The following is a 25,109-nucleotide window of genomic DNA, read 5'->3' as shown; positions in this document are numbered from 1 at the left end:
CTCTTAAAAAAGGAGGAGGCATAATGGCAGACAGCAGCAGATCTTCGTTTGGAAGAAACCGCAGATTTCCGCTAAAAGCCCGTCCTGCTGCACAAGGAAAGCAGCGGCCAGGTGTAATGCTGAAGGAAGCAAAACCAATTAAGCCGTCCTTATCCGTTCCAGAATCGGAGTTTTTTAAAAATATAAGCAAAATGAACAAAAAGGCGCTGGAGATTGTCAGCGGCCACTAAAAAGCAGCCAGCTATGGCTGTTTTTTTTATTTTGAACACCTGTTAATTGGTGCGTCAGACGGGAGACTCCAGCACTGCCCGCGGAAAGCGGATGCCTGCAGCGGAATCAAGAGCCAAATTTATAAAGCTTAATTTAGGCAGGCATGATTCGAAAGCTCTCTGGATAAACTGAAAACAAACACATCTTAGAAGCGGGGATGGCGGATGGCCTCATTGCGAAGAAAAGCAGAAAACCCCAAGAAACAGCTGACCGTTAAAACAATGGGCTTTGCCGTTTCAAAAGAAAATAAGAAGCTGCTAGAGCAGCTTCCCCCTAAAAAGGACCTGCCAAATGGATAAATTCCGAGGCAAGTCCTTGCTTTATTTAATTCAAGCTAATTCTGCAATCGCTTCTGTTAAATCTCCCGAAAGGATGCCTTTTTCCGTAATAATCCCTGTAATCAGCTCGTTCGGGGTAACGTCGAATGCAGGATTGTATACTTTTACCCCTTCTGGAGCAATCCGAACGCCTCCAAAAGTTGTAATTTCTTCCGGATCTCTTTCTTCAATTGGGATAAGGGAGCCGTCAGAAATTGAAAAATCAAAAGTAGAAAGAGGGGCAGCAATATAAAACGGTATGCTGAAGGCTTTCGCCAGCAAAGCGAGGTTGTAGGTGCCTATTTTATTGGCCGCATCACCGTTTCTGGCAATCCTGTCGGCCCCTGCAATGATCGCTGTTATTCCCTTTGATTTGATCGTATGGGCAGCCATATTATCGGTAATCAGCGTTACATCTGCCCCGGCCTGCATCAGCTCCCATGCCGTAAGCCTTGCACCCTGCAGGACAGGGCGTGTTTCACAGGCATAGACCTCAAGGCTGATATTTTTTTCCTTAGCCAGATAAAAGGGAGCAAGTGCTGTACCGTATTTCGCAGCCGCAATAGAGCCTGCATTGCAGATGGTCATGATTTTGTCGCCGTTTTTAAAAAGTGACAGCCCATATTCTCCAATTGTTCTGCATACTTCTTCATCCTCGAGCTGAATACAGATCGCTTCATGCAGCAAATCCGTTTTTGCTTCATTGGCCGTTTGGGCGCTGCCTGCTTTTTCCACAAGCCTGTTAAGCGCCCATGAGAGATTGACAGCAGTAGGTCTCGCGCCAGCCAGGTAATCAGCGTCTCTTTTCAATGATTTTAAAAATTCATCGATCGGGCTGTTTTCATAAGAAAAAGCAGCAAGCACGAGACCGTAGGCCGCAGCGATGCCGATGGCAGGAGCGCCGCGGACCTTCAGGGTTTTAATCGCGTCGTAAACCTCTTTCATGCTCGTTATCTTCAAGTATTCTGTTATATGCGGAAGCTTTTGCTGATCCAGAAGGGAAAGGCTGTTTTCCTCCCATATGACGGAACGCGGAATAGCTGTTTGAACTGTAGCCAAGAATGGCCCTCCTTTATTTCCCTTTAGCAGGAAGATGATTCATCTAAAACGGTTAAGATCTGCTGAAATTGAGCGGGATTTTTTATCTCTTTTCGCTGGGTGATCAGGATTTTCCCAAGCTGCAGGGCGATTTTTTTGCGCTGTATTTTTAAGTCATGAGGCAGTTCGTCAAGGTCTGCAACATGGGCAAGGCCGATGGTTCTCCGGATGACCTCGCAGCCAGCAAAGCCTGCTGCATCTTCAAATAGATCTTCCAGAACATGCTCAAGATACCCGTCAATCTGCGAATATTTTTCAAAGCTGTCTATTTTCCATGCTTTTGAAAATTCTTCCGCAAAAACTTCCCATGTTCTTTCAATGCATTCAAAATTATATTTTCTTTTTTCAGGATCTTTTCCAAGCGCATTCAGCAGAAGGTTGGCAATAAACTGACCAGGATCAAACCCCAGCGGACCGAAAAAAGCAAACTCAGGATCAATCACCTTCGTTTCTGTTTGTGATACGAAAATGCTGCCTGTGTGAAGGTCACCGTGGACAAGCGCATCAGCCTCTGTGAGAAACTTCTTTTTCAGCTTGGCTGCTTCAAGCTTTACAAACGTGTCTTCCCACAGGGATTTTACATCTTCCAGAAGCTCTTCTTCGAAATCATTTGTATCATGGTCAAAGAACGGATCTGTGAAGACTAGATCCTCTGTAATATGGCAGAGATCAGGGTTTGTAAACTGCTGGACCAGCAGTTTTTTCTTTTGCGGATCAAGGGCAAAATCAGAGGTGTAAAACAGAGTTTTAGCCATAAATTTCCCGATATGATCAGCTAAAAGGGGATATTCATTTCCTTCGATCAGTCCTCTTCTTGCGATGGTTAAATAGGAAAGGTCTTCCATAATGGTGACGGCGTAAGTCTGGTCTGCAAAATAAACAGCCGGCACCAATTCATTGACATATTCAGCCTGCTTTAATAAGGCGGTGCTTTCAATTCTGGCTCTGTCCAATGAAAGAGGCCAGCTTTCTCCAATAACTTTTGCAAAAGGAAGAGCCTGTTTAATAATAATCCCTTTGCCGTTATCACGATCAGTTATGTGAAAAACAAGGTTTAAATTGCCATCACCGATGTCTTTGCAAACAAGTGATGCGCTGTCCCCGAAAAGCCTCAGTCTCTGGGCAAGGGAAATCGCGGTTCTTTCCGTCAGCGGTTCGTACACAGATGATTTGACAAGTGCCATGCGGCAGCCCTCCGTTCAGTCATTTATCGGGGCGCAAAATAAAAAGCCCCTTTCATTGAGAAAGAGGCTTGAAGAGTCGGACTCCATGCCTCTTATCTCTCCAATAAGCTTAAAAAAACCCATTCGGATGGAAGTAGCACCGTGCCCTGCGGAGAATATCTCCGGCGCCTTTAGAGCGCCCCATTTCACAATGGGATTACGGTCGGTTGCTGTTGGTGTCATCGGGCCAATTCCCTCTGCCAACTCTCGATAAGAGATCAAACATATGCAATTAGTAAAGCACGCGTTCTGTTCCGTGCAATAAAAACTCGCTTGAGGAGAATGTTACTAGCTGCCAAATACGTTGTCAACCTTTTCTGAAAAAAATTATTTTTCGTAGTATTCAGGCAGTCTGTCCTCAAAAACAGGGATTCTATTTCTGGCCTCGCTGACTTTAGAAAGATCCAGCTCCGCCTGAACGATGCCTTCTTTGCTGTCTCCTTCAGCAAGCACTTTCCCCCAAGGATCGATAATCATGGAATGGCCGGCAAAAGCGTTTTTCGGATCGTTTCCAGATCTGTTGCACGCAACAACAAAGCACTGATTTTCAATTGCCCTTGCGAGAAGAAGCGTTCTCCAGTGATCAAGCCTCGGCTCAGGCCATTCCGCTGCAACAAAAAGAACTTCTGCCCCATTAAGCGCGTGGTATCTCACCCATTCGGGAAAACGGATGTCATAGCAGATGAGACCGGCGGACTTCAGGCCGTCTATTTCAAAGAGCCCGTTTTCATTTCCCCCAGTGAGATAATGATGCTCATCCATAAGGCGGAACAGGTGGAGCTTGGAATATTCGTGCACTGTTTCTCCGGCCGCATTCACAGCATAAAGAGTGTTTGTAATGCCGTCTTGGCTCTTTTTAGCGATGGATCCTGCTATAATGTTTACTCCATATTGTTGCGAAAGCCTGCTGATAAACGCCTGTGCTTGAATTCCTTCCTGATCAGCAGTTTCATCCAAACGTGCCAGGTCATACCCGGTCGTCCATAATTCGGGAAGCAGAAGAAAATCAGGCTTTTCCCCCTTTTCACAGGCCTCAGCAATCTTTTCCTCCGCATGGCTGAAATTATATTCGGGATCTCCAAATTTTATATCCATCTGAATGCAAGCTGCAATGGGATTCATCAAGGTAAGAATTCCTCCAATAACATTTTTTTCTTTACAGCGCCTTAATAACACTATAAGATTTGTGATTAGAATTTCAAGAATTTTTTGAGAAGGTGCTTAATATGAAATCTTTTCAGCAGTCAGAGCTGCTTTCCCGTTTGCCTGCCCAGTTTTTCGCAGGGCTTGTAAAAAAGGTGGGAAGAAAAATAGCTGAAGGCCATGACGTCATTAATTTAGGTCAGGGAAACCCTGACAAGCCCACGCCAAAGCATATAGTTGATGTACTGAAAGAGGCGGCAGAAAATCCAAGCAACCATAAATATTCTCCGTTCAGGGGCAAGGATGAACTGAAAGAAGCGGCAGCCATGTTCTATGAAAGGGAATACGGCGTTAAACTGGATCCTGAAAAGGAAATTGCGATCTTGTTTGGAGGAAAAGCGGGTCTGGTCGAAATCCCCCAATGCTTGATGAACCCAGGGGATACGGCACTTGTTCCCGATCCAGGCTACCCTGATTACTGGTCAGGTGTTGAAATGGCCGGCGGAAGCATGGAATTTATGCCGCTCCTTGAGGAAAACGGTTATTTGCCTGATTATGCTCAAATAGATCAGGAAGCTTTGAAAAAAGCGAAATTAATGTTTTTAAACTATCCAAACAACCCGACAGGAGCCGTTGCATCATTGGATTTTTTCAATAAAACGGTAGAGCTTGCCGGGAAAAACGGCATGTGCGTCATCCACGATTTTGCATACGGAGCAATCGGTTATGAAGGGAAGAAACCGGTAAGTTTTCTTCAGGCAGAAGGAGCAAAGGAATGCGGCATTGAAATCTACACCCTCTCCAAAACATTCAATATGGCTGGATGGAGAGTGGGATTTGCTGCGGGAAATCCATCTGTCATTGAAGCGATTAATTTGTTTCAGGATCATCTTTATGTCAGCCTTTTTGGAGCCGTTCAAACCGCTGCTGCTGCTGCTCTTACAGGGCAACAGGATTGCGTAAAAGAGCTTTTGCAAATGTATGAAGGCAGAAGGCAGGCATTTATCAATTCCTTTTCAGCGATCGGCTGGAAGTTTCAAGCGCCGCCTGGTTCCTTTTTTGCCTGGCTCCCGGTCCCTGAAGGCTTTACCTCAGAAGATTTTTCTGACTATCTACTTGAACACGCCCATGTAGCTGTGGCAGCAGGAAACGGATTTGGCCGGTACGGGGAAGGATACGTCCGGATTGGGCTTCTCACGGAAGAAAAGCGGATTCAGGAAGCAGCCGGAAGAATCGCTAAGCTAAAGCTGTTCAAATAATCCGTCTATCAAAATATTAAGAAAATAGGATTGACAGAAAACGAGTTTCTTGTCATAATCCAATTGAGAAAAGCGGAAGCCGCTCGTTCAGCCCCGACAAGCGCTGGAGGAAAATCCCGAAAAGTCCGGGTTTGACTTTTTGGGATTTTTCGAAGCGACTCGAGGGGCTAGCGGCTGGAGCTAGACAATGAAGAAAAGCGCAAGCGCCTGTTAAGCAAAAGGCAAAGCCAGACTAAAATTTCATAAAGAATTCTTATCAAGAGCAGGTGGAGGGACTGGCCCTATGAAGCCCGGCAACCGACTTACACAGTAAGCACGGTGCTAATTCTTGCAGCAGACGCTGGGAGATAGGAAGAGGAACGGATTGAATTCATCCCCATCTTCCAGCGTGAAGATGGGGATTTTTGCGTTTTGGAAGTTTCAGAAAAAAGCGGTTTTAAAATAGCAGTAAAAGGCAGGTTTTATAAAATGAGTGAATGGTTTGCCACTTATTTAGTGCATGACGAGAAAAAGGATTTTCATAAAAAAGCAGAAGGAATAGCACTTGGACTTACCATTGGCTCCTGGACGGATTTGCCGCAGCTTGAGAAAGAACAGCTGCAAAAGCATAAGGGAAGAGTAGTGGAAGTAACCCCCCTTGAAGACTTGCATGAAAAGTCCGGCTTGGAGCAGAAGATAGGAAGGGCGATCATTAAAATTGCCTACCCATCGCTGAATTTCAGCCAGGATCTTCCAGCGATACTCACAACAGTGTTTGGCAAGCTGTCGCTCGACGGAAAAATTAAGCTTCTGGATCTCGATTTTCCACCTGAATCTATCGGGAATTTCAAAGGAGCCAAATTTGGAATTGATGGAATCCGAAAGCAGCTTGGTGTTTATGACAGGCCGCTGTTAATGAGCATTTTTAAAGGCATTATCGGAAGGGACATTGGGTATCTGGAACAGCAGCTTCGGGATCAGCTTCTCGGCGGCGTTGATTTAGTAAAAGATGATGAAATTCTGTTTGATAACCCCGAGACCCCTTTTGAACAAAGAATATTAACAGGGAAAAAGGTCATTAGGCAAGTGTATGAAGAGACGGGGATACAAAAGCTGTATGCCGTCAATCTGACAGGCAGAACAGCGGATCTTCGGGACAAAGCAAGAAAAGCAGCAGACCTTGGTGCTTCAGCTCTTTTGCTGAATGTTTTTGCCTATGGGCTTGATGTTCTTCAATCACTTGCTGAAGATGAAAGTGTTCAAATACCGATTATGGCTCATCCGGCTGTGAGCGGTGCTATGACATCATCCTCTTATTATGGATTTTCTCATTCTCTGCTGCTTGGAAAGCTTGTCCGCTATGCAGGGGCTGATTTTTCTCTATTTCCTTCTCCGTACGGAAGTGTGGCATTGGAACGGCACTCAGCGCTGTCCATTGCAGAAGAGTGCACGATTCAGCGCCCTGTTGCACGGATTTTCCCTGTGCCTTCAGCGGGTATTCATCCTGGACTTGTCCCTCAGCTGATGCATGATTTCGGCAATGATTCCATCATCAATGCGGGGGGAGGAGTTCATGGCCATCCGAACGGGGCTGCAGGCGGTGCTGATGCATTCAGAGCAGCAATCGATGGAGTGCTGGAAGGAAAGCTTTTTGAAAAAGCTGGCGAAAACCGAAATCTTCGGATTGCCATTGATTTATGGGGAGCACGGGAGGTAACGGCAGATTGAGAAACCTTCTTTTTTGCGACTTTGACGGCACCATTACAGAAAATGACAACATCATAGAAATCATGAAGCATTATAGCCCCAAAGGCTGGGAAGCGATAAAAAATGCTGTGCTCAGCAGGGAAATTTCAGTAAAAGAAGGAGTAGGGAAAATGTTTGCCCTGCTTTCTTCAGATGAAAAAGACAGCATCATTCATTTTGTTCAGAAGACAGCCAGCATTCGGAATGGCTTCAAGGAATTTGTTGAGTATGCGGAGACTGCAGGCTATGAGCTGTATATTGTCAGCGGGGGAATAGATTTCTTTGTCCTCCCGATGCTTGATGGGCTGATAGAAGATGTTCCGGTTTACTGCAACTCGGCAAGCTTTGAAAATCATTCTATTGAAATTTTATGGCCTCATTCTTGCGACAGTTCCTGTATAAACGATTGCGGATGCTGCAAGCCTTCCATCATTCGAAAGCTGAAGGAAGAAGGTGACACGGTAACCGTCATCGGTGATTCTGTAACTGACCTTGAAGCAGCCAAGCAGGCTGACTTTGTCATCGCGCGAGACTATCTTCTGGATGAATGCCAAAAGCTTTCGCTCAGACATGAGGCATTTGCCGATTTTCATGATGTCATCCAAATACTTGAAAAAAGGAGGGTTCTGGCATGACACTGAGGGAAAAGCGTCAGCAGGAGCTGGCAGATGTGAAAAGAGAGCTTGCTGAAAGAGACTGGTTTCCAGGTACAAGCGGGAATCTTGCGATAAAAGTGGATGACAGCCCGTTAACTTTCCTGGTTACTGCGAGCGGCAAAGACAAGCGGAAGGAAACAGCGGAAGACTTTTTGCTCGTTGACGCAAAGGGAAGACCGGCAGACAATGCAGGACTGAAACCTTCTGCTGAAACTCTTTTGCACGTGGAAATTTACAAGAGGACAAATGCGGGCTGCAGCCTGCATGTTCACACTGTAGACAATAATGTGATTTCAGAGCTGTACGGAGAGGAAGGGAAAGTTGTCTTCAAAGGACAGGAAATCATTAAAGCACTTGGTAAATGGGACGAAAATGCGGAGGTTTGCATCCCGATCATTGAAAACCATGGCGATATTCCGCTTCTAGCTCAAGCTTTTTCCGAGTACGTGCAGGAGGATCAGGGAGCCGTTTTGATACGCAATCACGGCATCACCGTTTGGGGCAAAACGGCATTTGATGCGAAAAAATTTTTGGAAGCACACGAATTTTTATTTTCCTATCACTTGAAGCTGCTCGCGCTTAAAGGGCAGACTCTTATGCTTAAATGAAGACAGAAAGACATTATGGATAAAACAGGAGGAAAGAAAATGGCGGAAATTCTATACAAAGATAATAATGAAAGAATCAGCAGCCAAGAAGAAACAGCAGCATTTCTGGAAAGCCAGGGAGTCATTTATGAAAGATGGGATTCATCTAAGCTGCCTGACAGGCTGAAAGAAAAATACTCGCTGAGTGAGGAAGAAAAAGAAGAAATTCTTTCCGTCTTCAAAGACGAAATCGCTGACATTTCCTCACGGAGAGGCTATAAAGCGCAGGATGTAATCTCCCTCTCTGAAAGCACCCCGAACATAGAACAGCTGCTCAGCAATTTTCAGCAGGAGCACCACCATACAGATGATGAAGTCAGATTTATTGTCAGCGGCCATGGTGTGTTTGTTATTCAGGGAAAAGACGGACGATTCTTTGATGTTGAGCTGGAGCCGGGAGATCTGATCTCAGTTCCGGAAAATATTCGTCATTACTTCACCCTTATGGAAGACCGGAAAGTGGTGGCAGTCAGAATCTTTGTCACAACAGAAGGCTGGGTGCCGATTTATGAAAAGGATAGCGCAGCAGCAAAATAAGCATTAAAGAAAGCAGGCCGGCTAGATCGGGCTGCTTTTTCTATTATTTTTGGGCTCAATTTGGTTAGCTCCCTGGGAGCTGGTTAGCACAAAACCTGAGCCTGATCACTGAAACCGGCCGTTCGGGAAAATAAGGGATGCATTCGGGAATATAATGGCCGGTTTCGGGAAATTATCCCCTCCACTCGGGAATAAAGGGGCATGACTCGGGAATATAGCTTTGTGTTGAGCTTGAAAAACAGATTTTCCCTTGGCAAAAAGGAATTTTACGGCTCGATATAGGACGCTGCCTGCAGCGGTTTAGCACAGAACCTGTGCCTGATCATTGAAACCGGCCGTTCGGGAAAATAAGGGCTGCATTCGGGAATATAATGGCCGGTTTCGGGAAATTATCCCCTCTACTCGGGAATAAAGGGGCATGGCTTGGGAATATAGCTTTGTGGTGAGTTTGAAAAAGAGAATTTCCCTTGGCAAAAAGGAATTTTGCGGCTCGATATGGGACGCTGCCTGAAGCGGTTTAGCACAGAACCTGTGCCTGATCATTGAAGCCGGCCGTTCGGGAAAATAAGGGCTGCATTCGGGAATATACTGGCGGGTTTCGGGGATTAACCTCTGCCACACTTGAAAAAATGGGCAAGATTCGGTAATAGGGGGTGCAGACTGAAAAAAATAAAATACTGAAAAATAAAAATTTTCTTTACTCTCAATTATCAGCTATGGTAAATTCTTTACAATCCCATATGAGAAAAGGAGGGTTTTTATGAAAATTCGCTATAACTATGTTAAGAAAGAAGCAGTGAAATATTGTGATATTGGAAGCACAGTAAAGGATGCTTACGAAATGCTGAAGGAAACAGGATACCGAAGCATCCCTGTTTTAAGCGAAAACGGCACCAAGTTTGAGGGACTGATCTATAAGGTGAACGTCCTTGAGTATTATTTTGAGGAGGAAGGAAAAGAGGAAGAATCAATTTCTGCGCTGATAAAAGATAAAGATGCATGCATTAATGAAAATGATTCATTCATCAAAACCTTCTTAACGATCAGAAGGCTTCCTTTTCTTGGAGTGCTGAATGAAAGCGGAGAATTTACCGGCATTCTTACCCATGCTAATATTATGGATGTTCTTGAAGATTCTTTTGGGCTGAAGACAGGCGGATACTTGCTGACTGTGGCAACGAAAGAACATAAAGGAGCCATAAAGGAACTAGTCTCAACAGTTAAAGATGTGAATATTGAAGGAATGCTGACCCTTGATAATGGTGATTATTTGCGAAGAATCGTCGTAAATCTTTCCCATGACCTGTCAGAAAAGAAGCTCCAAAAAATTATCAGCAAGCTGGAAGAAAAGGATTTCCGGGTTACATATGTCGATGATGTGACAAAGAAAGAAACAGCTGCCGCAAAATAAAAAAATAGCACCCGGCGGGGTGCTATTTTTCTGTTTCAGGATCTGTCCCATTCTGCTGCTCTTTCCATTGGCGGAAGTCAGTTAATTCCTTGCCGATTTGTTTGATGACAAAGGCAATGATTGCCGCATCATCTATTAATCCAAAGCCGAAAATGAAATCTGGAATAAAATCAACCGGTGTAACAAAATACAAAATAGCAGCGATGATTAGCAGAATAGATTTTGTTGGAAAATGGGGATACTCACCGTTTTTCCAGGCTTTTAGCGCTTCAGCCAGCAAATTCAGCTGAGACCAGGCAGATTTTAGCGAACCCCGGTTTTTTAAAGCCTTTGCTGCAGATTTCTTTAAAAGGCCGTCTGTTTTCTTTTTATCCTGCAAATAAGACTTTGCCATAGGTACATACTTATTTAAAAAAGAAGAAATCATCTCATTCACTCCTAAAAAATATACACACATTTCTTATTTATCCTATAAAAAAGTGTTTAAACTTGTAAAACATTGGGAATAGAAAATATAGGAGAAAAAGTCAGATGCTGCACTTTACTCTCCTGCTCACTAGCATGTACCTGCTGCAACATTTTTAAAAGCAAATTCCTGCAAATACTGTGTTTATTTATAAATCAGCTATTCATGAAACAGTTCCCGTTTAAAGCAGCGCTGTACCCTGTAAGTGTTTATGGCAGAGGCTGATCTCGCATTGCGATCAACAGTCAAGTGTAACAGAGCCATTACGAAAGAGATTTTAAGTCATCTGCCGAACTGCACCGCCCGGAAAGCGAGGGGAGAGTGCTGTACATGGCAGATCCTGCAATAAATCTTTATCTTTAAAAACGGGAGGAAAAAAACAAATGGCTGCCCCAACAGTAAAAGATGAATTAATGAAAAAGATTGCCGAAAAAAGAAAGCAAATGATTTTAGCTGCAGAATCTAATGGTTTTACAAGCGGTGATGCTGTGGAATACAGCCAGCAGCTTGATGTGCTGCTGAATAAATACCAGCAGATTGAACTGGAAGAAGAGAACCGGACAAATGGCCCCTTTAGAGAGTTCGTTATGAAAATGAGAAGATGGAGTTTCCAGGAAGCTGCCGTCTATCAAACTCAAGAATAACCTGCAATTCCCCCATTAAGAATTCCTCAATAATTCTTCAGCAAGGCCTCTTTTTTTCACTTTCCTGCAAAAATTGTCAGTTGCCGCCGAACGTTTTCCAAGACTTGTCCTTTACGCTTACTGATATTTCTGATAAGTTTAAATCAAATGAATATGGCTTCAGGGGGGATACTCATGAATTACAGAAGTCTTGGGAATTCAGGCTTAAAGGTTTCAGAAATCAGCTTGGGCAGCTGGCTGACTTTTGGAAATACAATCAGTGAAAGAGAAGCGGCTGCTATTATACATAAAGCATTTGATTTAGGAATTAACTTTTTCGATTGTGCCAATGTTTATGCGGGCGGGGAAGCTGAAGCTGTTATGGGAAGAGCCTTAAAAGCCTTTCCGAGAGAGTCCTATGTCATTACAACAAAAGCATTTTGGCCTGTCGGCGAAGGGGCGAACGACAAAGGGCTCTCCAGAAAACATATCATGGAACAGGTCCACACCAGCCTGAAACGGATGAATCTTGATTACGTGGATGTCTTTTATTGCCATCGATATGATCCCGATACCCCTTTGGAAGAAACGCTTCGTGCCATTGATGATTTGATCAGGCAAGGAAAAATCCTTTATGCCGGTGTCAGTGAATGGACAGCTGCTCAGCTGCAGGAAGCTGTCAGTATTGCCGACCGCTATCTATTGAACCGAATTGTGGTCAATCAGCCACAATATAATATGTTTCACAGAGATGTAGAAGAAGAGATTATTCCGGCAAGCGAAAAAAATGGCATCAGCCAGGTAGCCTGGTCTCCTCTTGCACAGGGAGTGCTGACAGGGAAGTATCAGGACGGCAAGATTCCAAAGGGCAGCAGAGGAGCTAATGAAGAACTTAATTCATGGGTTAAGAAAATTATGGACGATATTGTCACGCGAAAAGTAGAAATGCTTGATAAAACTGCGAGAGAGCTGGATATTACTCTTGCTCAGCTGGCTTTGGCCTGGATCTTGCGGCAGCCAAACGTGGCCAGTACGCTTGTCGGGGCTTCCCATCCTGAGCAAATAGAGGAAAATGCTAAAGCTTCTGATGTTATCCTTCCATTTGAAATACTGGAACGCATAGAAGAAATTCTAGCTGTTTAATAGACTCCCTTTGGGGAGTTTTTTTATGAAGTACAGAAGGGTACATGCGCTTGACTTTTTGCTGAAAATCAACTATCATTACTTTTAATTCAAGATATTTATTTTCAAAGGATTGATTAAGTTGAACCATTCTGAACACTCACTAAAAGCTTTTGTCGTGCTGTCTAGAGCTTATCGGGCGATCAATGATCAGGCAAATAAACACATCACATCTTATAAACTGAACCCGACTGAATTTGCTGTTTTGGAGCTTCTTTTCCATAAAGGAGATCAGCCTCTTCAGCAAATTGGAGGCAAAATTCTGCTGGCAAGCGGCAGCATCACCTATGTAGTTGATAAATTAGAGCAGAAAGGCTATTTGGCCAGAAAAGCCTGTGCAAAAGACCGCAGGGTAACCTATGCTCATATTACGGAAAAAGGGAAAGAGCTCATGGAGGAGATTTTTCCATCTCATCAGGAAAAAATTGATGAAATGTTCAATGTCCTTTCTGAAGAAGAGAAAACGCAGCTTATTGATTTATTGAAAAAAACAGGATACAGGGCAAAAGAGCTTTCCTGATAGAAACAGTCCTTCGCGGGCTGTTTTTTTTATATTCGCAAGCAGCTGTCAGGCTGGGACTTATCAGCCAGCTTCTTCTGCTTAACAGAGTGAAATTTCTTAGTAAATTTCTCAATTTTTTAAGGAAGAAAAACTGAAGAACCTCTTAAAACTCGAAAAGATAAGCCTGCAGGAGCAAACCTTGTCTTGAGTATTTTCAAGGATGCAGCAGTCCCGGATATAATGGACTATTTCCAATAGGACTGGTATGCCTCTGAAGAATAAAATATTATTATAGTGTAAAATCATTATCATTTTGTACTCATATAAGAAAATGAGCGAATTTTTATACATGAATACGGATAATCACCAGATATATTTCCACAAATTTCATTATTTAGCATGAGATATACTGTACAGCAGCAGGCGAACGTGTATTTGGGTCTATCTTCTTATCCTTATTTAATAGGATTAGTGCCGAATCTATCATTTTTAAAATTTCGAATTTTTTTAATGTTAAAAATAGTTAGAAGATGCTATTATTCTCTTTGTAATTAACATTTCGCTTTGCGAGAGGAGAAGGTAAAATTGGATAAAAAGTTTACCGCAATAGTTCTGGGTACAGCATTAACATTAACTGGTACAATCCCAATGACTCAAGCTTCCGCAGCCTCCCTTCCTAAAGAAAAACAGCTTCTTCAAAAAATGGAATTGGTACAGCAAAAATGGGACAAAGAAAAAAGCAGTCCTTCCTTTCTTTCCGGAAAACTTTCCGCAAACAAAGTTCAAACAGAGTCAGCAGTAAAATCATTCTTGAAAGAAAACGAAGCAGTTTACAAGGTAAACCCAAATGCTGATTTGACACTTTTAAGCAAAGAAAAAGACAGCCTCGGCTTTACTCATTATAAATACATTCAGTCAGTCGACGGTGTACCAGTTGATGGCGCGGATTTTATTGTGCATGTGGATCAAAAAGGGAATGTTTCCGCTACTAACGGGACTCTTCATCCAGAAGCCTCTTCTCAAATGAAAGGAAGCACAAAAGCAAAGCTCTCCTCTCAAAAAGCCGTTGACCTGGCATGGAAATCTATCAAATTAACAAAAAAGGATACAGATGCTGCATCACCTGCGATGCCGGCACCGTTTAAAAAGCCTGAGAATACATCTGTAAAGCAGGACCTCGTGATCTTTGACAAGGAAGGCAGCTACCATCTGGCTTATAAAGTGCAGCTGCAGTTCATCAAGCCATATGGCGCCAACTGGCAGATTTACGTTGATGCAAAGGACGGAAGCATCCTGGATTCCTATAATGCAGTATCAGATGCTGCGACAACTGGAAGCGGAACAGGAGTGCTTGGCGACAGAAAAACATTAAATACCTACTCTTCAAACGGAACGTACTATTTATATGACACAACAAAGCCAATGAACGGTGTGATTGAAACGTTCACTGCTTCAAATGGGTCAAGCCTTCCTGGCAGCTATTCTGTTGACAGTGACAACAACTTCAGCAGCACAACACAGCGAGCTGATGTAGATGCGCACTATTATGCGGGGAAGGTTTATGATTATTATTACAATAAATTTGGCCGCAACAGCTACGACAATGCGGGTGCAACCATCCGTTCTACAGTTCATTACAGCAGAAATTACAACAATGCCTACTGGAATGGAGCACAGATGGTTTATGGCGACGGTGACGGCGTCACATTTACTTCCCTTTCCGGTGCGCTTGATGTCGTTGCACATGAATTAACTCATGCTGTAACAGAAAGAACTGCAGGGCTTAATTACCAGTACCAATCTGGTGCATTAAATGAATCAATCTCTGATACATTCGGCTTCTTCAACGATACAGGCGACTATTTAATGGGTGAAGATGTTTATACGCCGGGAAGATCCGGAGACGGCCTCCGAAGCCTTTCAAATCCTGAAGCATATGGACAGCCAAGCACGATGAGCGGCTATGTGAACACAAGCTCTGATAATGGCGGAGTTCATACAAACAGCGGTATTCCAAACAAAGCTGCATACTTAACGGTAACCAAAATCGGAGTATCAGCAGCAGAAAAGATCTACTACAGAGCGCTGACAAATTATATGACGCCTACAACCAACTTCTCAAATGCCCGGGCAGCTCTTCTCCAGGCAGCAGCTGACTTGTACGGCAGCGGAAGCAGCACTTATAACTCTGTAAAGAGCGCTTGGGATACAGTTGGTGTCTATTAAAAAAGAAGCAGGAAAAGCCCTTCCATAGCGGAAGGGCTTTTCTTTTAGCCGCCGCATGTTTTACTTAAATGAGAAAGTGGGTAATGTAATCATATAACACATAGAAAAAGGATGATGAAAATGAATGAAGATATTCGTTTACAGGCATTGCTTGAAGGATTGAATGAAGACTTGGCAAATGAGTATGCTGCAGCCATCTTGTATACATACAATGCAGCAGTTGTTACAGGGCTGCCGCGCCAAATATTGAAGCCATTCTTTGAAAGCGAAATTGCTGACGAACAAGGACATGCGCTGTATCTCGCAGATAAAATCAGAACACTTGGAGGCATACCGACAACTACTCCTGCGCCGGTTCCTCAGCTTACTAATGTGCGAGAAATGCTGTCAGCAGCAAGAGATGCAGAGGCAGATACAATCAGACGCTATACAAAGCGGATACAACAGGCAGAAGAACTAGGGCTGATCGAATTGAAGCTGAAGCTGGAAGATTTGATTGCAGATGAAACAAATCATAAAGAAGAACTGGAGCATTTGCTGGAAGATCCTCGCCTTGTTTAATGGGAAGTATAGTATTAAAAAATGATCCCCGTAACAGCGGGGATCATTTTTTCGTGCGATTGCCTGCCATTTTTATGCTAATTTTACCGGATAATGAGTGAGTTCCTTATTGTCAGTCAGCCTGAGCAGGGGTAAAATTAGAGGGGTGACAAAGGGAGGGTTGGGATGAAGCGGCCTGTTATAAAAGTACCGTATACATTCCTGGATTATTTGCTTTCATGGGGATCATTGCTAACACTGATCTGTGTGTGCATTTTTCTGCTTGAGAGTTTTGGATCTCTCCCAGAGACTGTGCCTGTCCACTTTGGAGCAGATGGAAAGCCTGACAGCTGGGGGAATGCTGCTCAGCTGTGGATTCTGCCGGGGATCGGGGCGGTTCTATGGATATGTTTAACGATTGTTGAGGGATTTCCTCATATTTATAATTTTCCAATTGAGATAACAGAGCACAATGCATTTGAACAATACAAAAATGCAGTAAGGCTGCTGACATTCATTAAAGCGGAAATCACAATTTTTTTCTCTTATTTAATTTGGCAAACAGTGGAAATAAGCCAGGGTGCAGCAGACTCGCTTGGTTTATGGAGCGTTCTCGGATTCCTGGCAGTCGTCTTTAGTACAATCGGAATTTATATTTGGCGTTCGTACATCTTGGAACGCGTGAAAGAGGAAAAAGAGTGCTAGATTTGAAAAAATGGTTTATCGGAATGATGATTATTGTCGTTCTCCTTATCATTTGGTTTCTTTATGCAGAGATGAAGATGATTCAATTCAGCAGAATGAAGCCGACAGAAGAGGCAGACTATCTGATTTTGCTTGGTGCAAAGGTAAATGGGAGCAAGCCTTCGCTTGCCCTTCAATACAGAATTGATAAAGCGGCGGCCTACCTTGGTGAAAATAAGCGGACAATCGCTGTTTGTTCAGGGGGAAAGGGCGATGGGGAAAATATATCCGAAGCAGCGGCAATGAAACAGGGGCTTATGAACCTCGGGATATCGGAGAGCAGAATTATTATTGAGGATAAATCAAGAAATACAGAAGAAAACATGAAATTTTCTTCAAGGCTCCTTTCTAAAGATATGAAAAAAGGGGTCGTTGCAACAAATGATTATCACTTATTCAGAAGCATGAAACTGGCTGCAGACAATGGATTGACTGTCAGCGGACTTCCGGCTAAAACCCCTGGGATTATTCTCATTCAGGCCCATCTTCGCGAATGTCTGTCTATCGCGAAATACTATATAATGAAGGCAGGATAAAAGGCTGGGCTGATGTCCCGCAGGCTGAAGGAAGCCATGCAGATGGCGCAATTAATAAACAGAATCATGATGCATTAGAGATAATGAAACGTTTTCTAAGGAGAAGGAGATAGAAGAAGATGAGCATAAATCAATCAGCAGAAGCCAAAGAAGCAGTCGTAGGGGGACTGCGCTTTAATTGGAACCTTGACGAAGGCCGGTTTCAGTATGAAGAAGGAGATGCAGTTCTCTTTTGGATCGACTCTGCGATGAAAAGCTTCTTTGATACATTAGAGGAGATTTCTGGCAACAAAGCAGCTGCAGTTGTTCTTGAAACAGCAGGATTCAGACAGGGAATTGTTGTAGGCGAATACTTCAAAAGCATGAACCTGACCATTGACCAGGTGGCAGAAGTCCTGCCGAACACCTATGCCTCAGCTGGATGGGGAAGGACGAGCATTAATAGAATTTGTGCAAATGAATATAAGGCTGTTGTTCAGATAAAGGACAGCTGGGAATATAAAATCAACAAGGCACAAGGGAAAACAACGCATGGAACGTTCACTCCAGGACACTTTGCGGGTATTTTTACTGGCTTGTTCGGTACCAATGTCTGGTATAGAGTAGTTAAAAGCCAAATCTTGGGCGATAAGTACTGTGAATTTGAATATTTCCCTTCTGAAAAAAGTGTTCAGCAGAATATTCACGATCTTGCCAGAAGTGAAGAATCTGAGAGAATTAGAGAACTAGAGAATGTTGTCGAAGATAGAACAAGAGAATTGAATGATTTAATCAAAGAGATTTCCTCCCCGATCATCCCTGTTCTTGAGGGAATTGTGGTGGTTCCGCTGGTCGGCCGCTATGATGAAGAACGGTCAGAGGCTCTTGTGCATAAAACTTTGGTGAATTTGCCGGCATATAAAGCCAATTATCTTGTATTGGACCTGACAGGGCTGAATAAAAATATCAGCGAGAATACCGTTGAGTTTATTGATAAACTGGCGGCAGCTGCCTCATTAATCGGCACTAAAACGATTTTGGTCGGGATATCAGCGGAATTTGCCCTCCATATTTCAAAATCAGATTTTAAGCTGTCATCTTATAATTGTTTCAGCACACTTCAGCACGGCATTTATTTTGCATTGTCTGAACAAGGAAGAAGACTTGTGTAATGCAGCTTTCTGCCTGATATAAGAAAAAACCCTTTTCATTGAAAAGGGTTTTTTCTTATTTTATCTTCGTTTTGGCTTCAATAGGCAGGATTAGGATTTCAACCCTGCGGTTCTTCTGTCTTCCGGCTTTTGAATTGTTGGAGGCAACGGGTTTATATTCGCCAAACCCCTTGGCGCTGAATGCTTTCGGATCCAGCTGCTTATTCTCAAGCAGCACCTTCATAAACTCTACTGCTCTCATAACGCTCAGCTCCCAGTTAGATTCATAGAGGGAGTTTCTGATCGGAATGTTGTCAGTATGGCCGCTCACAATAATATTTCGCGGCGGATCGGATACAAGCAGCTTAGATATCTCATTTGGCAGGTTTCTGTCTTTATTTTTGATAACGGCACTTCCAGAGTCAAATAGAATATCATCATGAATCGTGATAAGAAGGCCTTCATCTGTTAATACAGCTTTCAGCTTGGATTGAAGATTTTTCTCTTTAATATAAGCATTCACTTTTTCTTCTACCTGTTTTAGCTTTTGCTTTTCTGTGCTTTCTGCGGATTTCTTTTCCTCTTTATCGAGCTGTTCCATTTCGCCATCCGGAACAGGACTTGGATACTCCAGAACACCAGTACCGCCAGTGAACGTACTGTTAAATGCTCTGGACATCAGCTGGAACTTCTGTGCGTCAATTGAGCTCATTGCAAACAGAACGATAAACAGGGCGAGCAATAGAGTAAGGAGGTCCGCATATGGAATAAGCCAGGATTCATCAATATGCTCATCATCGTGATGTTTTTTTCTTCTAGGCAATGTCCTGCTCTCCTTCAGCTTTCAGTTTTACCCTCTCAAAAGCAGGAAGGTAGGTGGAAAGCTTCTGTTCGATGGCTTTCGGTGCTTGTCCTTCAAGTACCGACAAAACGCCTTCTATCATAACCTGGCGGACTTTTATTTCCTGTTTTGATTTTCTTTTCAGCTTATTCGCGAAGGGATGCCATAACACGTATCCTGTGAAGATCCCGAGCAATGTTGCGACAAATGCCGCACCGATTGCATGCCCAAGCTCATCTGTATTGTCCATATGAGAAAGAGCGGCAATCAAACCGAGAACAGCCCCGAGCACCCCGAGAGTTGGCGCATACGTGCCGGCTTGAGTGAAAATGGCGGCTCCTGACTGATGGCGTTCTTCCATAGCATCGATCTCTTCCTGCATCACATCTCTGATAAACTCGGCATTTTGGCCGTCAACCGCCATGCTCAGTCCATTTTTCAAGAATGGATCTTCCACATCCTCAATTTTAGCCTCAAGCGCCAGAAGTCCTTCTTTTCTTGCAACCTGTGCCCAATCTGAAAACAGCGGAATCAGCTCCTGAATGGAAGGCATTTTCTTTTCTTTAAAAAGAATGCCGAAAAGCTTAGGAATCTTCTTTAATTCACTTGTCGGAAAAGCAATGGTTACCGCTCCGATTGTTCCAAGAATAATAATCAATAGAGCTGCAGGGTTTATGACGACCATCGGACTGACCCCTTTAAAAACCATTCCGACCCCGACAGCTATAAACGCAATAATAATCCCGACTAACGATGTAACATCCATTTGCATCAATTCCTTTTTCAATGGGCTATGGCCCTTTTCTCTTTACTGTACATATCGACAAAATACAAAAAATTCTTTAGTAACAAAGGGAGCTTTTTCAGAAAACAGGAAATCAGAGGAAAAATGGCGAATAAGTAGAGGGAGTCAGTATGCAATTATAGGAGGCAGCGATATGGAAAAGTTTGCAGAATATGAATATGTCCGGCCGGATCTTGAGAAAATCAGGCATGAGTTTCTAGGGTATTTACAAGAGTTTAAAGAAGCAGATACATACGAACAGCAGGACGAAGCAATGAAGAAAATTTATCAGGTCAGGAATTACGCTGATACGATGGCCAATCTCGTCTATATCCGCCATTCCATTGATACAGCAGATGATTACTACAAAAATGAGCAGGATTTTATTGATGAGCTTGATCCGCATTTAAAAGGGCTTGCTGATCAGTTTTACCAGGAGCTTGTACAGTCGGCATTCAGAAGCCGCCTTGAAGAGAAATGGGGAAAGCAGCTGTTTCAGCTTGCAGAATGCCAGCTGAAAACCTTCTCTGAAGAAGTCTTGGAGGACCTTCAGAAGGAAAATAAGCTTTCCAGTGAATACACAAAGCTCGTAGCTTCAGCAAAAATAGAGTTTGATGGCGGAGAATACACGCTGGCACAGCTTCAGCCTTTTATGGAATCAACAGACAGAGATGTCAGAAAACGCGCAAACGAAGCAAAATTCCAGTTTTTTGCCTATCATGGAGAAGAATTTGACCGCATTTATGATCAGCTTGTAAAACTGAGGGATCAGATTGCTAAAAAACTTGGCTTTGCAAATTTCATTGAGCTCGGATATGCCCGCATGAACAGGCTTGACTATAACGCCAGCATGGCAGCAGCATTCAGAGATCAGGTTAAGGAATATATCGTGCCGGCTGCATCGCGCTTATACGAAAAACAAAAGAAGCGGATTCGTACAGAAGAATTGGCTTACTATGATGAGCCCGTAGAATTTCTTACAGGAAATGCTGTCCCAAAAGGGGATGCGGAATGGATTGTAAATAACGGACAGAAAATGTACAGCGAGCTGTCAGGGGAAACAGACGAATTTTTCAAGTTTATGAATGAAAGAAACCTTTTGGACCTTCTCGCAAAAAAAGGGAAGGCAGCAGGAGGCTATTGCACCTATATTGCTGACCACCATGCCCCTTACATTTTTGCCAACTTCAACGGCACAGCTGATGATCTGATGGTGCTGACACATGAAGTAGGGCATGCTTTTCAAGTTTACATGAGCAGAGGGTATGAAGTATCTGAATACCACTTTCCGACCTATGAAGCCTGTGAAATTCATTCCATGAGCATGGAGTTTTTTACTTGGCCTTGGATGGATCTTTTCTTTAAGGAAGATACGGATAAGTATAAATTCTCCCACCTTGCAGGAGCGCTTCTGTTTATTCCATATGGCGTCGCGGTCGATGAATTTCAGCATTATGTATACGGTAATCCTGAAGCTTCTCCTGAAGAAAGGCATCAGGCATGGAGAGAGATTGAGCACAAATATCTTCCTGACCGAAATTATGCCGGAAATGAGTACCTGGAAAAGGGCGGTTTCTGGCAAAAGCAGAGCCACATTTACAGCTCGCCTTTCTATTATATTGATTACACGCTTGCGCAAATCTGTGCGCTTCAATTCTGGAAAAGACTTCAGGATGAAGATCAGAATGCATGGGAGGACTATTTGAATCTGTGCAGGCAGGGCGGCAGCAAATCCTTCCTTGAGCTTGTGAAAGAAGCGAACCTTGAGTCTCCGTTTAAAAAAGGCGCCCTTGAGAAAACAGTAGCTGAAGCAGAAAACTGGCTGAACAGCATAGATGATCTGGCGCTTTAATAGCCCTGAAAGGAGACAGCAATGAAATTTCTCCAGGTGCAGCTCGTCTGCAAAAACATGGCTGAAATGAAAAGGTATTATACGGAAACGCTGGAAATGAAGCTTTCAATGGAGAGGGAAGACAGCTTTGCCGTTTGGGCGGGGGATACCCGCCTTCTCTTTCAGGAGTCAGAGGAAGAGCCCTACTATCATCTGTGCTTCAGAACAGACGAGAGTTACTTTGAAAAAATGTATAAGAGGCTCGAGAACACTCTGCTGCGAAATGAAGAAGGAGAAACAAAGCTGTATTGGGAAGGCAGCCAGTGCTATTTCAAAGATCCCGACGGCAACATCCTCGAAATGCTTGTCAGGTTCAAAGAGAGAGCTGACAGAGGGTGGCATGATGTGGGAGAAGTCGGCCTTCCTGGTGAAAATCTTGATGAGTTAGTCAATGAACTTCTTTCAGGATTCGAAAATCACTTTCAGGAGGAATCAGATACCTTTCGATTTTTCGGCGACAAGGATGGCGTATTTGTTCTCGGAAAAGAAGGAAGGCCATGGTATCCACTCAGCAGGCCCGCACCAATCCTTCCATTGAAGGCCGTAGTGCTGGGAGGAAAAGAAGGACAAATCCATTCTGAAAAATATCCTTACAGGATCTCTGTCAGAACAGAATGGCAGGGAGAACTTCCAGCTGTTCAAATGAGAATGGCAAGACCTACAGACAAGCTGGAAAAGGTCAAGGAGTTTTATGAAAAGGGCCTTGGCCTTAAAAAAATTGGCGGTTTTTCAGGCCACAACGGCTATGAAGGGGTTATGTACGGATTGCCGGACCAAGGGGTGCATCTTGAATTTACCTCACATGAGGAAGGCACTCCATGCCCTGCGCCAACGAAAGATAATTTGCTTGTTTTCTATATGGCAGATAGAAAAGCGCTGGAAAGAATAACAGCTAATCTGGAAGCGCTCGGAGCAAAAGAAGCAAAACCTGAAAATTCATACTGGGAAACAGACGGCAAAACCTTTGAAGATCCTGATGGGTGGCGGGTTGTGCTCATGCACTCCCCAGGTATTTTATAGCAAGAAAAAATGCCGGGCAGATGCCCGGCATTTTTAGTCTTACTTGATAACAATTTTGTCTTCTTCCACAACAACATTAAGTGCTTTATTTCCTTGATCATCAAGCAGTACATCAGCAATTTGATCCTCAAGCTGTTCCTGAATTACCCTGCGCAGCGGACGTGCGCCAAAGGCCGGGTGGTAGCCAAGCTCGGCTAATTTCGCTTTTGCTTCATCACTTACAGATAAGGTGATTTCCTGTTCATTTAATGCTTGAGAAAGTTCAACAAGCATAATATCCACAATTTGAAGCAGATCTTCTTTATCCAGTGCCTGGAATTCCACAATCGCATCAAAGCGGTTCAAGAATTCCGGCTTAAAGAAGGAGCCGAGAGATTCCAGGATATTGCTTTCTTTTACAGCAGAAGAGCCTGTATCAAATCCCATAGCGGATCGTTTTTCGCCTGTACCCGCATTGCTCGTCATGATAATGACAGTATCCTTAAAGTTTACCGTTCTGCCCTGGCTGTCTGTCAGACGGCCGTCTTCCAGAATCTGCAGGAACATGTGCTGCACATCTGGATGAGCTTTTTCAATTTCATCCAAAAGAATGATGCTGTACGGATTGCGGCGTACTTTTTCAGTCAGCTGTCCAGCTTCATCATGGCCGACATAGCCTGGAGGAGAACCGATGATTTTAGACACCGCATGCTTCTCCATGTATTCGCTCATATCAAGGCGAATCATCGCATCTTTGGAACCGAACAATTCCTCGGCCAGCGTTTTGCTCAATTCTGTTTTACCGACACCGGTAGGTCCGACGAAAAGGAAGGAACCGATCGGGCGTGTTTTAGATTTCAAACCTGCTCTGCTGCGGCGAACAGCTTTTGCAACCTTCGTCACAGCTTCTTTTTGGCCGATAACTTTTTGAGACAGACTTTCTTCCAAATGCTTCATTTTCGTTTGTTCATCTTCATGCAGTTTGCCGACAGGAATGCCTGTTTTCTTTTCAATGATATGCTGAATGTCAGTCACATCAACAATCATTTTATCTTCCTGGGCATTTTTATCAAGCTGTTTTTCCAGAATGATTTCTTCCTGGCGAAGCTTTGCGGCAAGCTCATAGTTTTCTTTGGATGCCGCTTCTTCCTTTTCTTTTGCAATTTGAGCCATACGCTCGTGAATAGAAGCTTCACTGTCCCTGTTCAGCTTCAAATTCGCTTTAGAACCAGCCTCATCCATCAGATCGATCGCTTTGTCCGGAAGGAAGCGGTCTTGAATGTAGCGTTTAGAAAGGGTGACACAAGCCTGAATCGCTTCTTCTGAAAACTGAACTTCATGATAATCTTCATATTTGGATTGAATGCCTTTTAAAATGTCAATCGCTTTTTCAACACTTGGCTCAAGCACCATGACTGGCTGAAAACGTCTTTCAAGCGCTGCATCCTTTTCAATCTGGCGATACTCTTTAAGAGTTGTGGCACCGATGACTTGCAGCTCGCCTCTCGCAAGAACAGGCTTTAAAATGTTTCCGGCATCCATAGATCCTTCAGCTGAGCCGGCACCCACAACAAGATGGATTTCATCAATAAAGAGAATGACGTTTTTCCTTGACTGTACTTCTTTAATCAGCTGTTTCATTCTTTCTTCAAACTGACCGCGAATTCCAGTATTAGCAACAAGTGACGCAACATCAAGAAGATAAATCTCCTTGTTTTTCAGTTTTGCCGGCACATCGCCTTCTGCAATCTTCAGCGCCAGGCCTTCCGCAACAGCAGTTTTACCAACACCAGGCTCACCGATGAGCACAGGGTTGTTTTTATTGCGGCGGTTCAAGATCTCGCTGACCCGTTCTACCTCATCCTCGCGGCCAATAACCGGATCAATCAGCCCAGCCCGGGCTGCCTGAGTCAAATTGCGGCCGAGCTGATCAAGCAGCCCGCCTCCGCCTTGTCCGTTTCCAGCCTGCTGTGTTTGAAAACCTTCAGCTTCCTGCTGACCTGAAAAATTCATATCTTTGAAAAACTGATCAAACGGAAATGACCCGAATCCTCCTCCGCCAAATCCTGACGGAACCTGCTGTTTATATTGTGCATAACAGGACTGGCAAAGGCTGAATTGCTTTTTATTCCCGTTCAGCTGCACATTTAATTGAATAGTAGCTTCGTTTTGATGACAATTTTGACATTTCATATTAAATAGCCTCCTTAGTAATTGACTATCTTTGACCAATACTTGAAAAAAATTTTTAGATGCCTTGGACATTAAATAGTCCGTTTGACTATCTTTGACCTTATTATACTCTGACCAATTTTGACTTTCAAGTATTTTGTTTGATTTACTTTGACCAATTAAGATC

At 43.6% G+C, this 25,109-nt stretch carries 25 protein-coding genes, 1 pseudogene and 2 riboswitches; of the genes and pseudogenes, 19 read left to right on the top strand and 7 right to left on the bottom strand.

Features of this window, described 5'->3' with window-relative positions; all coding sequences use genetic code 11:
* Nucleotides 1-23 precede the first annotated feature (23 nt).
* The gene (locus LRR81_RS18175) at nucleotides 24-230 is read left to right on the top strand and encodes a hypothetical protein (RefSeq protein ID WP_231790819.1); all 207 of its coding nucleotides are present in this window, start codon (nucleotides 24-26) and stop codon (nucleotides 228-230) included.
* A 204-nt stretch (nucleotides 231-434) separates the two neighbouring features.
* Nucleotides 435-569, top strand: coding sequence for a hypothetical protein (locus LRR81_RS21310; protein ID WP_269448728.1), 135 nt, complete (start codon nucleotides 435-437; stop codon nucleotides 567-569).
* 30 nt (nucleotides 570-599) lie between these two features.
* Here LRR81_RS21310 and mtnA read toward each other — a convergent pair whose 3' ends face one another.
* The 3 genes from mtnA to LRR81_RS18160 form a co-directional block, all read right to left on the bottom strand.
* The gene (gene mtnA, locus LRR81_RS18170) at nucleotides 600-1,646 is read right to left on the bottom strand and encodes an S-methyl-5-thioribose-1-phosphate isomerase (protein ID WP_231790818.1); all 1,047 of its coding nucleotides are present in this window, start codon (nucleotides 1,644-1,646) and stop codon (nucleotides 600-602) included.
* Between the two features lie 23 nt (nucleotides 1,647-1,669).
* Nucleotides 1,670-2,869 (bottom strand): S-methyl-5-thioribose kinase, encoded by a 1,200-nt coding sequence (gene mtnK, locus LRR81_RS18165; protein ID WP_231790817.1) that lies wholly within the window; start codon nucleotides 2,867-2,869, stop codon nucleotides 1,670-1,672.
* A gap of 89 nt (nucleotides 2,870-2,958) precedes the next feature.
* A riboswitch (SAM riboswitch) is annotated at nucleotides 2,959-3,125 on the bottom strand.
* A 110-nt stretch (nucleotides 3,126-3,235) separates the two neighbouring features.
* Nucleotides 3,236-4,099 (bottom strand): carbon-nitrogen family hydrolase, encoded by an 864-nt coding sequence (locus LRR81_RS18160; protein WP_331716357.1) that lies wholly within the window; start codon nucleotides 4,097-4,099, stop codon nucleotides 3,236-3,238.
* Nucleotides 4,100-4,134: 35 nt separating this feature from the next.
* Here LRR81_RS18160 and LRR81_RS18155 point away from each other — a divergent pair, with 35 nt between their 5' ends.
* From LRR81_RS18155 to cbpA, 6 genes are all read left to right on the top strand, one after another.
* On the top strand, nucleotides 4,135-5,310 hold the full coding sequence (locus LRR81_RS18155; RefSeq protein ID WP_231790816.1) for a pyridoxal phosphate-dependent aminotransferase: 1,176 nt from the start codon (nucleotides 4,135-4,137) through the stop codon (nucleotides 5,308-5,310).
* A 250-nt stretch (nucleotides 5,311-5,560) separates the two neighbouring features.
* A riboswitch (SAM riboswitch) is annotated at nucleotides 5,561-5,664 on the top strand.
* 114 nt (nucleotides 5,665-5,778) lie between these two features.
* Nucleotides 5,779-7,017 carry a 2,3-diketo-5-methylthiopentyl-1-phosphate enolase gene (gene mtnW / locus LRR81_RS18150; protein ID WP_231790815.1) on the top strand — a complete coding sequence of 413 codons (1,239 nt, stop codon included), beginning with the start codon at nucleotides 5,779-5,781 and terminating at the stop codon, nucleotides 7,015-7,017.
* On the top strand, nucleotides 6,987-7,670 hold the full coding sequence (locus LRR81_RS18145) for a 2-hydroxy-3-keto-5-methylthiopentenyl-1-phosphate phosphatase (RefSeq protein WP_231790814.1): 684 nt from the start codon (nucleotides 6,987-6,989) through the stop codon (nucleotides 7,668-7,670). The genes mtnW and LRR81_RS18145 overlap by 31 nt, the downstream gene beginning before the upstream one ends.
* Nucleotides 7,667-8,299, top strand: a complete 633-nt coding sequence (locus tag LRR81_RS18140) for a methylthioribulose 1-phosphate dehydratase (protein ID WP_231790813.1) — start codon at nucleotides 7,667-7,669, stop codon at nucleotides 8,297-8,299. Before LRR81_RS18145 ends, LRR81_RS18140 begins: the two co-directional genes overlap by 4 nt.
* Nucleotides 8,300-8,338: 39 nt before the next feature.
* Nucleotides 8,339-8,875, top strand: a complete 537-nt coding sequence (locus LRR81_RS18135) for a 1,2-dihydroxy-3-keto-5-methylthiopentene dioxygenase (RefSeq protein ID WP_231790812.1) — start codon at nucleotides 8,339-8,341, stop codon at nucleotides 8,873-8,875.
* Between the two features lie 760 nt (nucleotides 8,876-9,635).
* On the top strand, nucleotides 9,636-10,286 hold the full coding sequence (cbpA, locus tag LRR81_RS18130; RefSeq protein WP_231790811.1) for a cyclic di-AMP binding protein CbpA: 651 nt from the start codon (nucleotides 9,636-9,638) through the stop codon (nucleotides 10,284-10,286).
* Nucleotides 10,287-10,308: 22 nt separating this feature from the next.
* Here the strand turns inward: cbpA and LRR81_RS18125 are convergent, their stop codons facing one another.
* Nucleotides 10,309-10,713, bottom strand: coding sequence for a YkvA family protein (locus tag LRR81_RS18125; RefSeq protein WP_231790810.1), 405 nt, complete (start codon nucleotides 10,711-10,713; stop codon nucleotides 10,309-10,311).
* A gap of 422 nt (nucleotides 10,714-11,135) precedes the next feature.
* On the opposite strand from LRR81_RS18125, the gene LRR81_RS18120 reads away from it, so the two are divergent.
* From LRR81_RS18120 to LRR81_RS18085, 8 genes are all read left to right on the top strand, one after another.
* Nucleotides 11,136-11,396 carry an aspartyl-phosphate phosphatase Spo0E family protein gene (locus LRR81_RS18120; protein WP_231790809.1) on the top strand — a complete coding sequence of 87 codons (261 nt, stop codon included), beginning with the start codon at nucleotides 11,136-11,138 and terminating at the stop codon, nucleotides 11,394-11,396.
* A gap of 174 nt (nucleotides 11,397-11,570) precedes the next feature.
* Nucleotides 11,571-12,518: an aldo/keto reductase family protein gene (locus LRR81_RS18115; RefSeq protein ID WP_231790808.1), complete on the top strand. Its 948-nt coding sequence runs from the start codon at nucleotides 11,571-11,573 to the stop codon at nucleotides 12,516-12,518.
* Nucleotides 12,519-12,639: 121 nt separating this feature from the next.
* Nucleotides 12,640-13,077 carry a MarR family winged helix-turn-helix transcriptional regulator gene (locus tag LRR81_RS18110; RefSeq protein WP_231790807.1) on the top strand — a complete coding sequence of 146 codons (438 nt, stop codon included), beginning with the start codon at nucleotides 12,640-12,642 and terminating at the stop codon, nucleotides 13,075-13,077.
* Between the two features lie 630 nt (nucleotides 13,078-13,707).
* Nucleotides 13,708-15,285: a M4 family metallopeptidase gene (locus LRR81_RS18105; protein WP_408631625.1), complete on the top strand. Its 1,578-nt coding sequence runs from the start codon at nucleotides 13,708-13,710 to the stop codon at nucleotides 15,283-15,285.
* A gap of 120 nt (nucleotides 15,286-15,405) precedes the next feature.
* Nucleotides 15,406-15,846, top strand: a complete 441-nt coding sequence (locus tag LRR81_RS18100; protein ID WP_231790805.1) for a ferritin-like domain-containing protein — start codon at nucleotides 15,406-15,408, stop codon at nucleotides 15,844-15,846.
* Between the two features lie 165 nt (nucleotides 15,847-16,011).
* Nucleotides 16,012-16,530: a DUF1648 domain-containing protein gene (locus LRR81_RS18095; protein WP_231790804.1), complete on the top strand. Its 519-nt coding sequence runs from the start codon at nucleotides 16,012-16,014 to the stop codon at nucleotides 16,528-16,530.
* A gap of 23 nt (nucleotides 16,531-16,553) precedes the next feature.
* Nucleotides 16,554-17,105: a YdcF family protein gene (locus LRR81_RS18090; RefSeq protein ID WP_231790850.1), complete on the top strand. Its 552-nt coding sequence runs from the start codon at nucleotides 16,554-16,556 to the stop codon at nucleotides 17,103-17,105.
* Between the two features lie 119 nt (nucleotides 17,106-17,224).
* Nucleotides 17,225-18,256, top strand: coding sequence for an STAS domain-containing protein (locus LRR81_RS18085; protein ID WP_231790803.1), 1,032 nt, complete (start codon nucleotides 17,225-17,227; stop codon nucleotides 18,254-18,256).
* Nucleotides 18,257-18,311: 55 nt separating this feature from the next.
* On the opposite strand, the gene motB is transcribed toward LRR81_RS18085, so the two are convergent.
* On the bottom strand, nucleotides 18,312-19,058 hold the full coding sequence (gene motB / locus LRR81_RS18080) for a flagellar motor protein MotB (protein ID WP_231790802.1): 747 nt from the start codon (nucleotides 19,056-19,058) through the stop codon (nucleotides 18,312-18,314).
* Nucleotides 19,051-19,842, bottom strand: a complete 792-nt coding sequence (gene motA / locus LRR81_RS18075) for a flagellar motor stator protein MotA (RefSeq protein ID WP_231790849.1) — start codon at nucleotides 19,840-19,842, stop codon at nucleotides 19,051-19,053. The genes motB and motA overlap by 8 nt, the downstream gene beginning before the upstream one ends.
* Before the next feature lie 172 nt (nucleotides 19,843-20,014).
* Between motA and LRR81_RS18070 the strand changes: the two genes are divergently transcribed.
* From LRR81_RS18070 to LRR81_RS18060, 3 genes and pseudogenes are all read left to right on the top strand, one after another.
* Nucleotides 20,015-21,712: a M3 family oligoendopeptidase gene (locus tag LRR81_RS18070; RefSeq protein ID WP_231790801.1), complete on the top strand. Its 1,698-nt coding sequence runs from the start codon at nucleotides 20,015-20,017 to the stop codon at nucleotides 21,710-21,712.
* A gap of 21 nt (nucleotides 21,713-21,733) precedes the next feature.
* Nucleotides 21,734-22,042: pseudogene (locus tag LRR81_RS18065) on the top strand (VOC family protein); the annotation flags it as partial.
* Between the two features lie 351 nt (nucleotides 22,043-22,393).
* Complete coding sequence (locus LRR81_RS18060) at nucleotides 22,394-22,771, top strand: VOC family protein (protein ID WP_231790848.1); 378 nt, start codon at nucleotides 22,394-22,396, stop codon at nucleotides 22,769-22,771.
* 39 nt (nucleotides 22,772-22,810) lie between these two features.
* On the opposite strand, the gene LRR81_RS18055 is transcribed toward LRR81_RS18060, so the two are convergent.
* Nucleotides 22,811-24,943, bottom strand: coding sequence for an ATP-dependent Clp protease ATP-binding subunit (locus LRR81_RS18055; RefSeq protein ID WP_231790800.1), 2,133 nt, complete (start codon nucleotides 24,941-24,943; stop codon nucleotides 22,811-22,813).
* Between the last annotated feature and the right edge of the window lie 166 nt (nucleotides 24,944-25,109).

Origin of the sequence: Metabacillus kandeliae (assembly GCF_021166585.1) — a bacterium.
Lineage (GTDB): Bacteria > Bacillota > Bacilli > Bacillales > Bacillaceae > Metabacillus_B > Metabacillus_B kandeliae.
The sequence above is the reverse complement of the archived record's forward strand: the minus strand, read 5'-3'. Positions and strand labels throughout refer to the sequence as shown.

Coding starts and splice junctions, on each gene's coding strand:
- mtnW (WP_231790815.1), top strand. CDS start 5,779: ATGAGTGAATGGTTTGCCACTTATTTAGTGCATGACGAGAAAAAGGAT.
- LRR81_RS18085 (WP_231790803.1), top strand. CDS start 17,225: ATGAGCATAAATCAATCAGCAGAAGCCAAAGAAGCAGTCGTAGGGGGA.
- LRR81_RS18125 (WP_231790810.1), bottom strand. CDS start 10,713: ATGATTTCTTCTTTTTTAAATAAGTATGTACCTATGGCAAAGTCTTAT.
- motA (WP_231790849.1), bottom strand. CDS start 19,842: ATGGATGTTACATCGTTAGTCGGGATTATTATTGCGTTTATAGCTGTC.
- LRR81_RS18070 (WP_231790801.1), top strand. CDS start 20,015: ATGGAAAAGTTTGCAGAATATGAATATGTCCGGCCGGATCTTGAGAAA.
- LRR81_RS18090 (WP_231790850.1), top strand. CDS start 16,554: ATGATGATTATTGTCGTTCTCCTTATCATTTGGTTTCTTTATGCAGAG.
- cbpA (WP_231790811.1), top strand. CDS start 9,636: ATGAAAATTCGCTATAACTATGTTAAGAAAGAAGCAGTGAAATATTGT.
- mtnK (WP_231790817.1), bottom strand. CDS start 2,869: ATGGCACTTGTCAAATCATCTGTGTACGAACCGCTGACGGAAAGAACC.
- LRR81_RS18175 (WP_231790819.1), top strand. CDS start 24: ATGGCAGACAGCAGCAGATCTTCGTTTGGAAGAAACCGCAGATTTCCG.
- LRR81_RS18105 (WP_408631625.1), top strand. CDS start 13,708: ATGACTCAAGCTTCCGCAGCCTCCCTTCCTAAAGAAAAACAGCTTCTT.
- LRR81_RS18100 (WP_231790805.1), top strand. CDS start 15,406: ATGAATGAAGATATTCGTTTACAGGCATTGCTTGAAGGATTGAATGAA.
- LRR81_RS18115 (WP_231790808.1), top strand. CDS start 11,571: ATGAATTACAGAAGTCTTGGGAATTCAGGCTTAAAGGTTTCAGAAATC.
- LRR81_RS18120 (WP_231790809.1), top strand. CDS start 11,136: ATGGCTGCCCCAACAGTAAAAGATGAATTAATGAAAAAGATTGCCGAA.
- LRR81_RS18135 (WP_231790812.1), top strand. CDS start 8,339: ATGGCGGAAATTCTATACAAAGATAATAATGAAAGAATCAGCAGCCAA.
- LRR81_RS18055 (WP_231790800.1), bottom strand. CDS start 24,943: ATGAAATGTCAAAATTGTCATCAAAACGAAGCTACTATTCAATTAAAT.
- LRR81_RS18145 (WP_231790814.1), top strand. CDS start 6,987: ATGGGGAGCACGGGAGGTAACGGCAGATTGAGAAACCTTCTTTTTTGC.
- LRR81_RS18060 (WP_231790848.1), top strand. CDS start 22,394: ATGAGAATGGCAAGACCTACAGACAAGCTGGAAAAGGTCAAGGAGTTT.
- LRR81_RS18095 (WP_231790804.1), top strand. CDS start 16,012: ATGAAGCGGCCTGTTATAAAAGTACCGTATACATTCCTGGATTATTTG.
- LRR81_RS18140 (WP_231790813.1), top strand. CDS start 7,667: ATGACACTGAGGGAAAAGCGTCAGCAGGAGCTGGCAGATGTGAAAAGA.
- LRR81_RS21310 (WP_269448728.1), top strand. CDS start 435: ATGGCCTCATTGCGAAGAAAAGCAGAAAACCCCAAGAAACAGCTGACC.
- LRR81_RS18155 (WP_231790816.1), top strand. CDS start 4,135: ATGAAATCTTTTCAGCAGTCAGAGCTGCTTTCCCGTTTGCCTGCCCAG.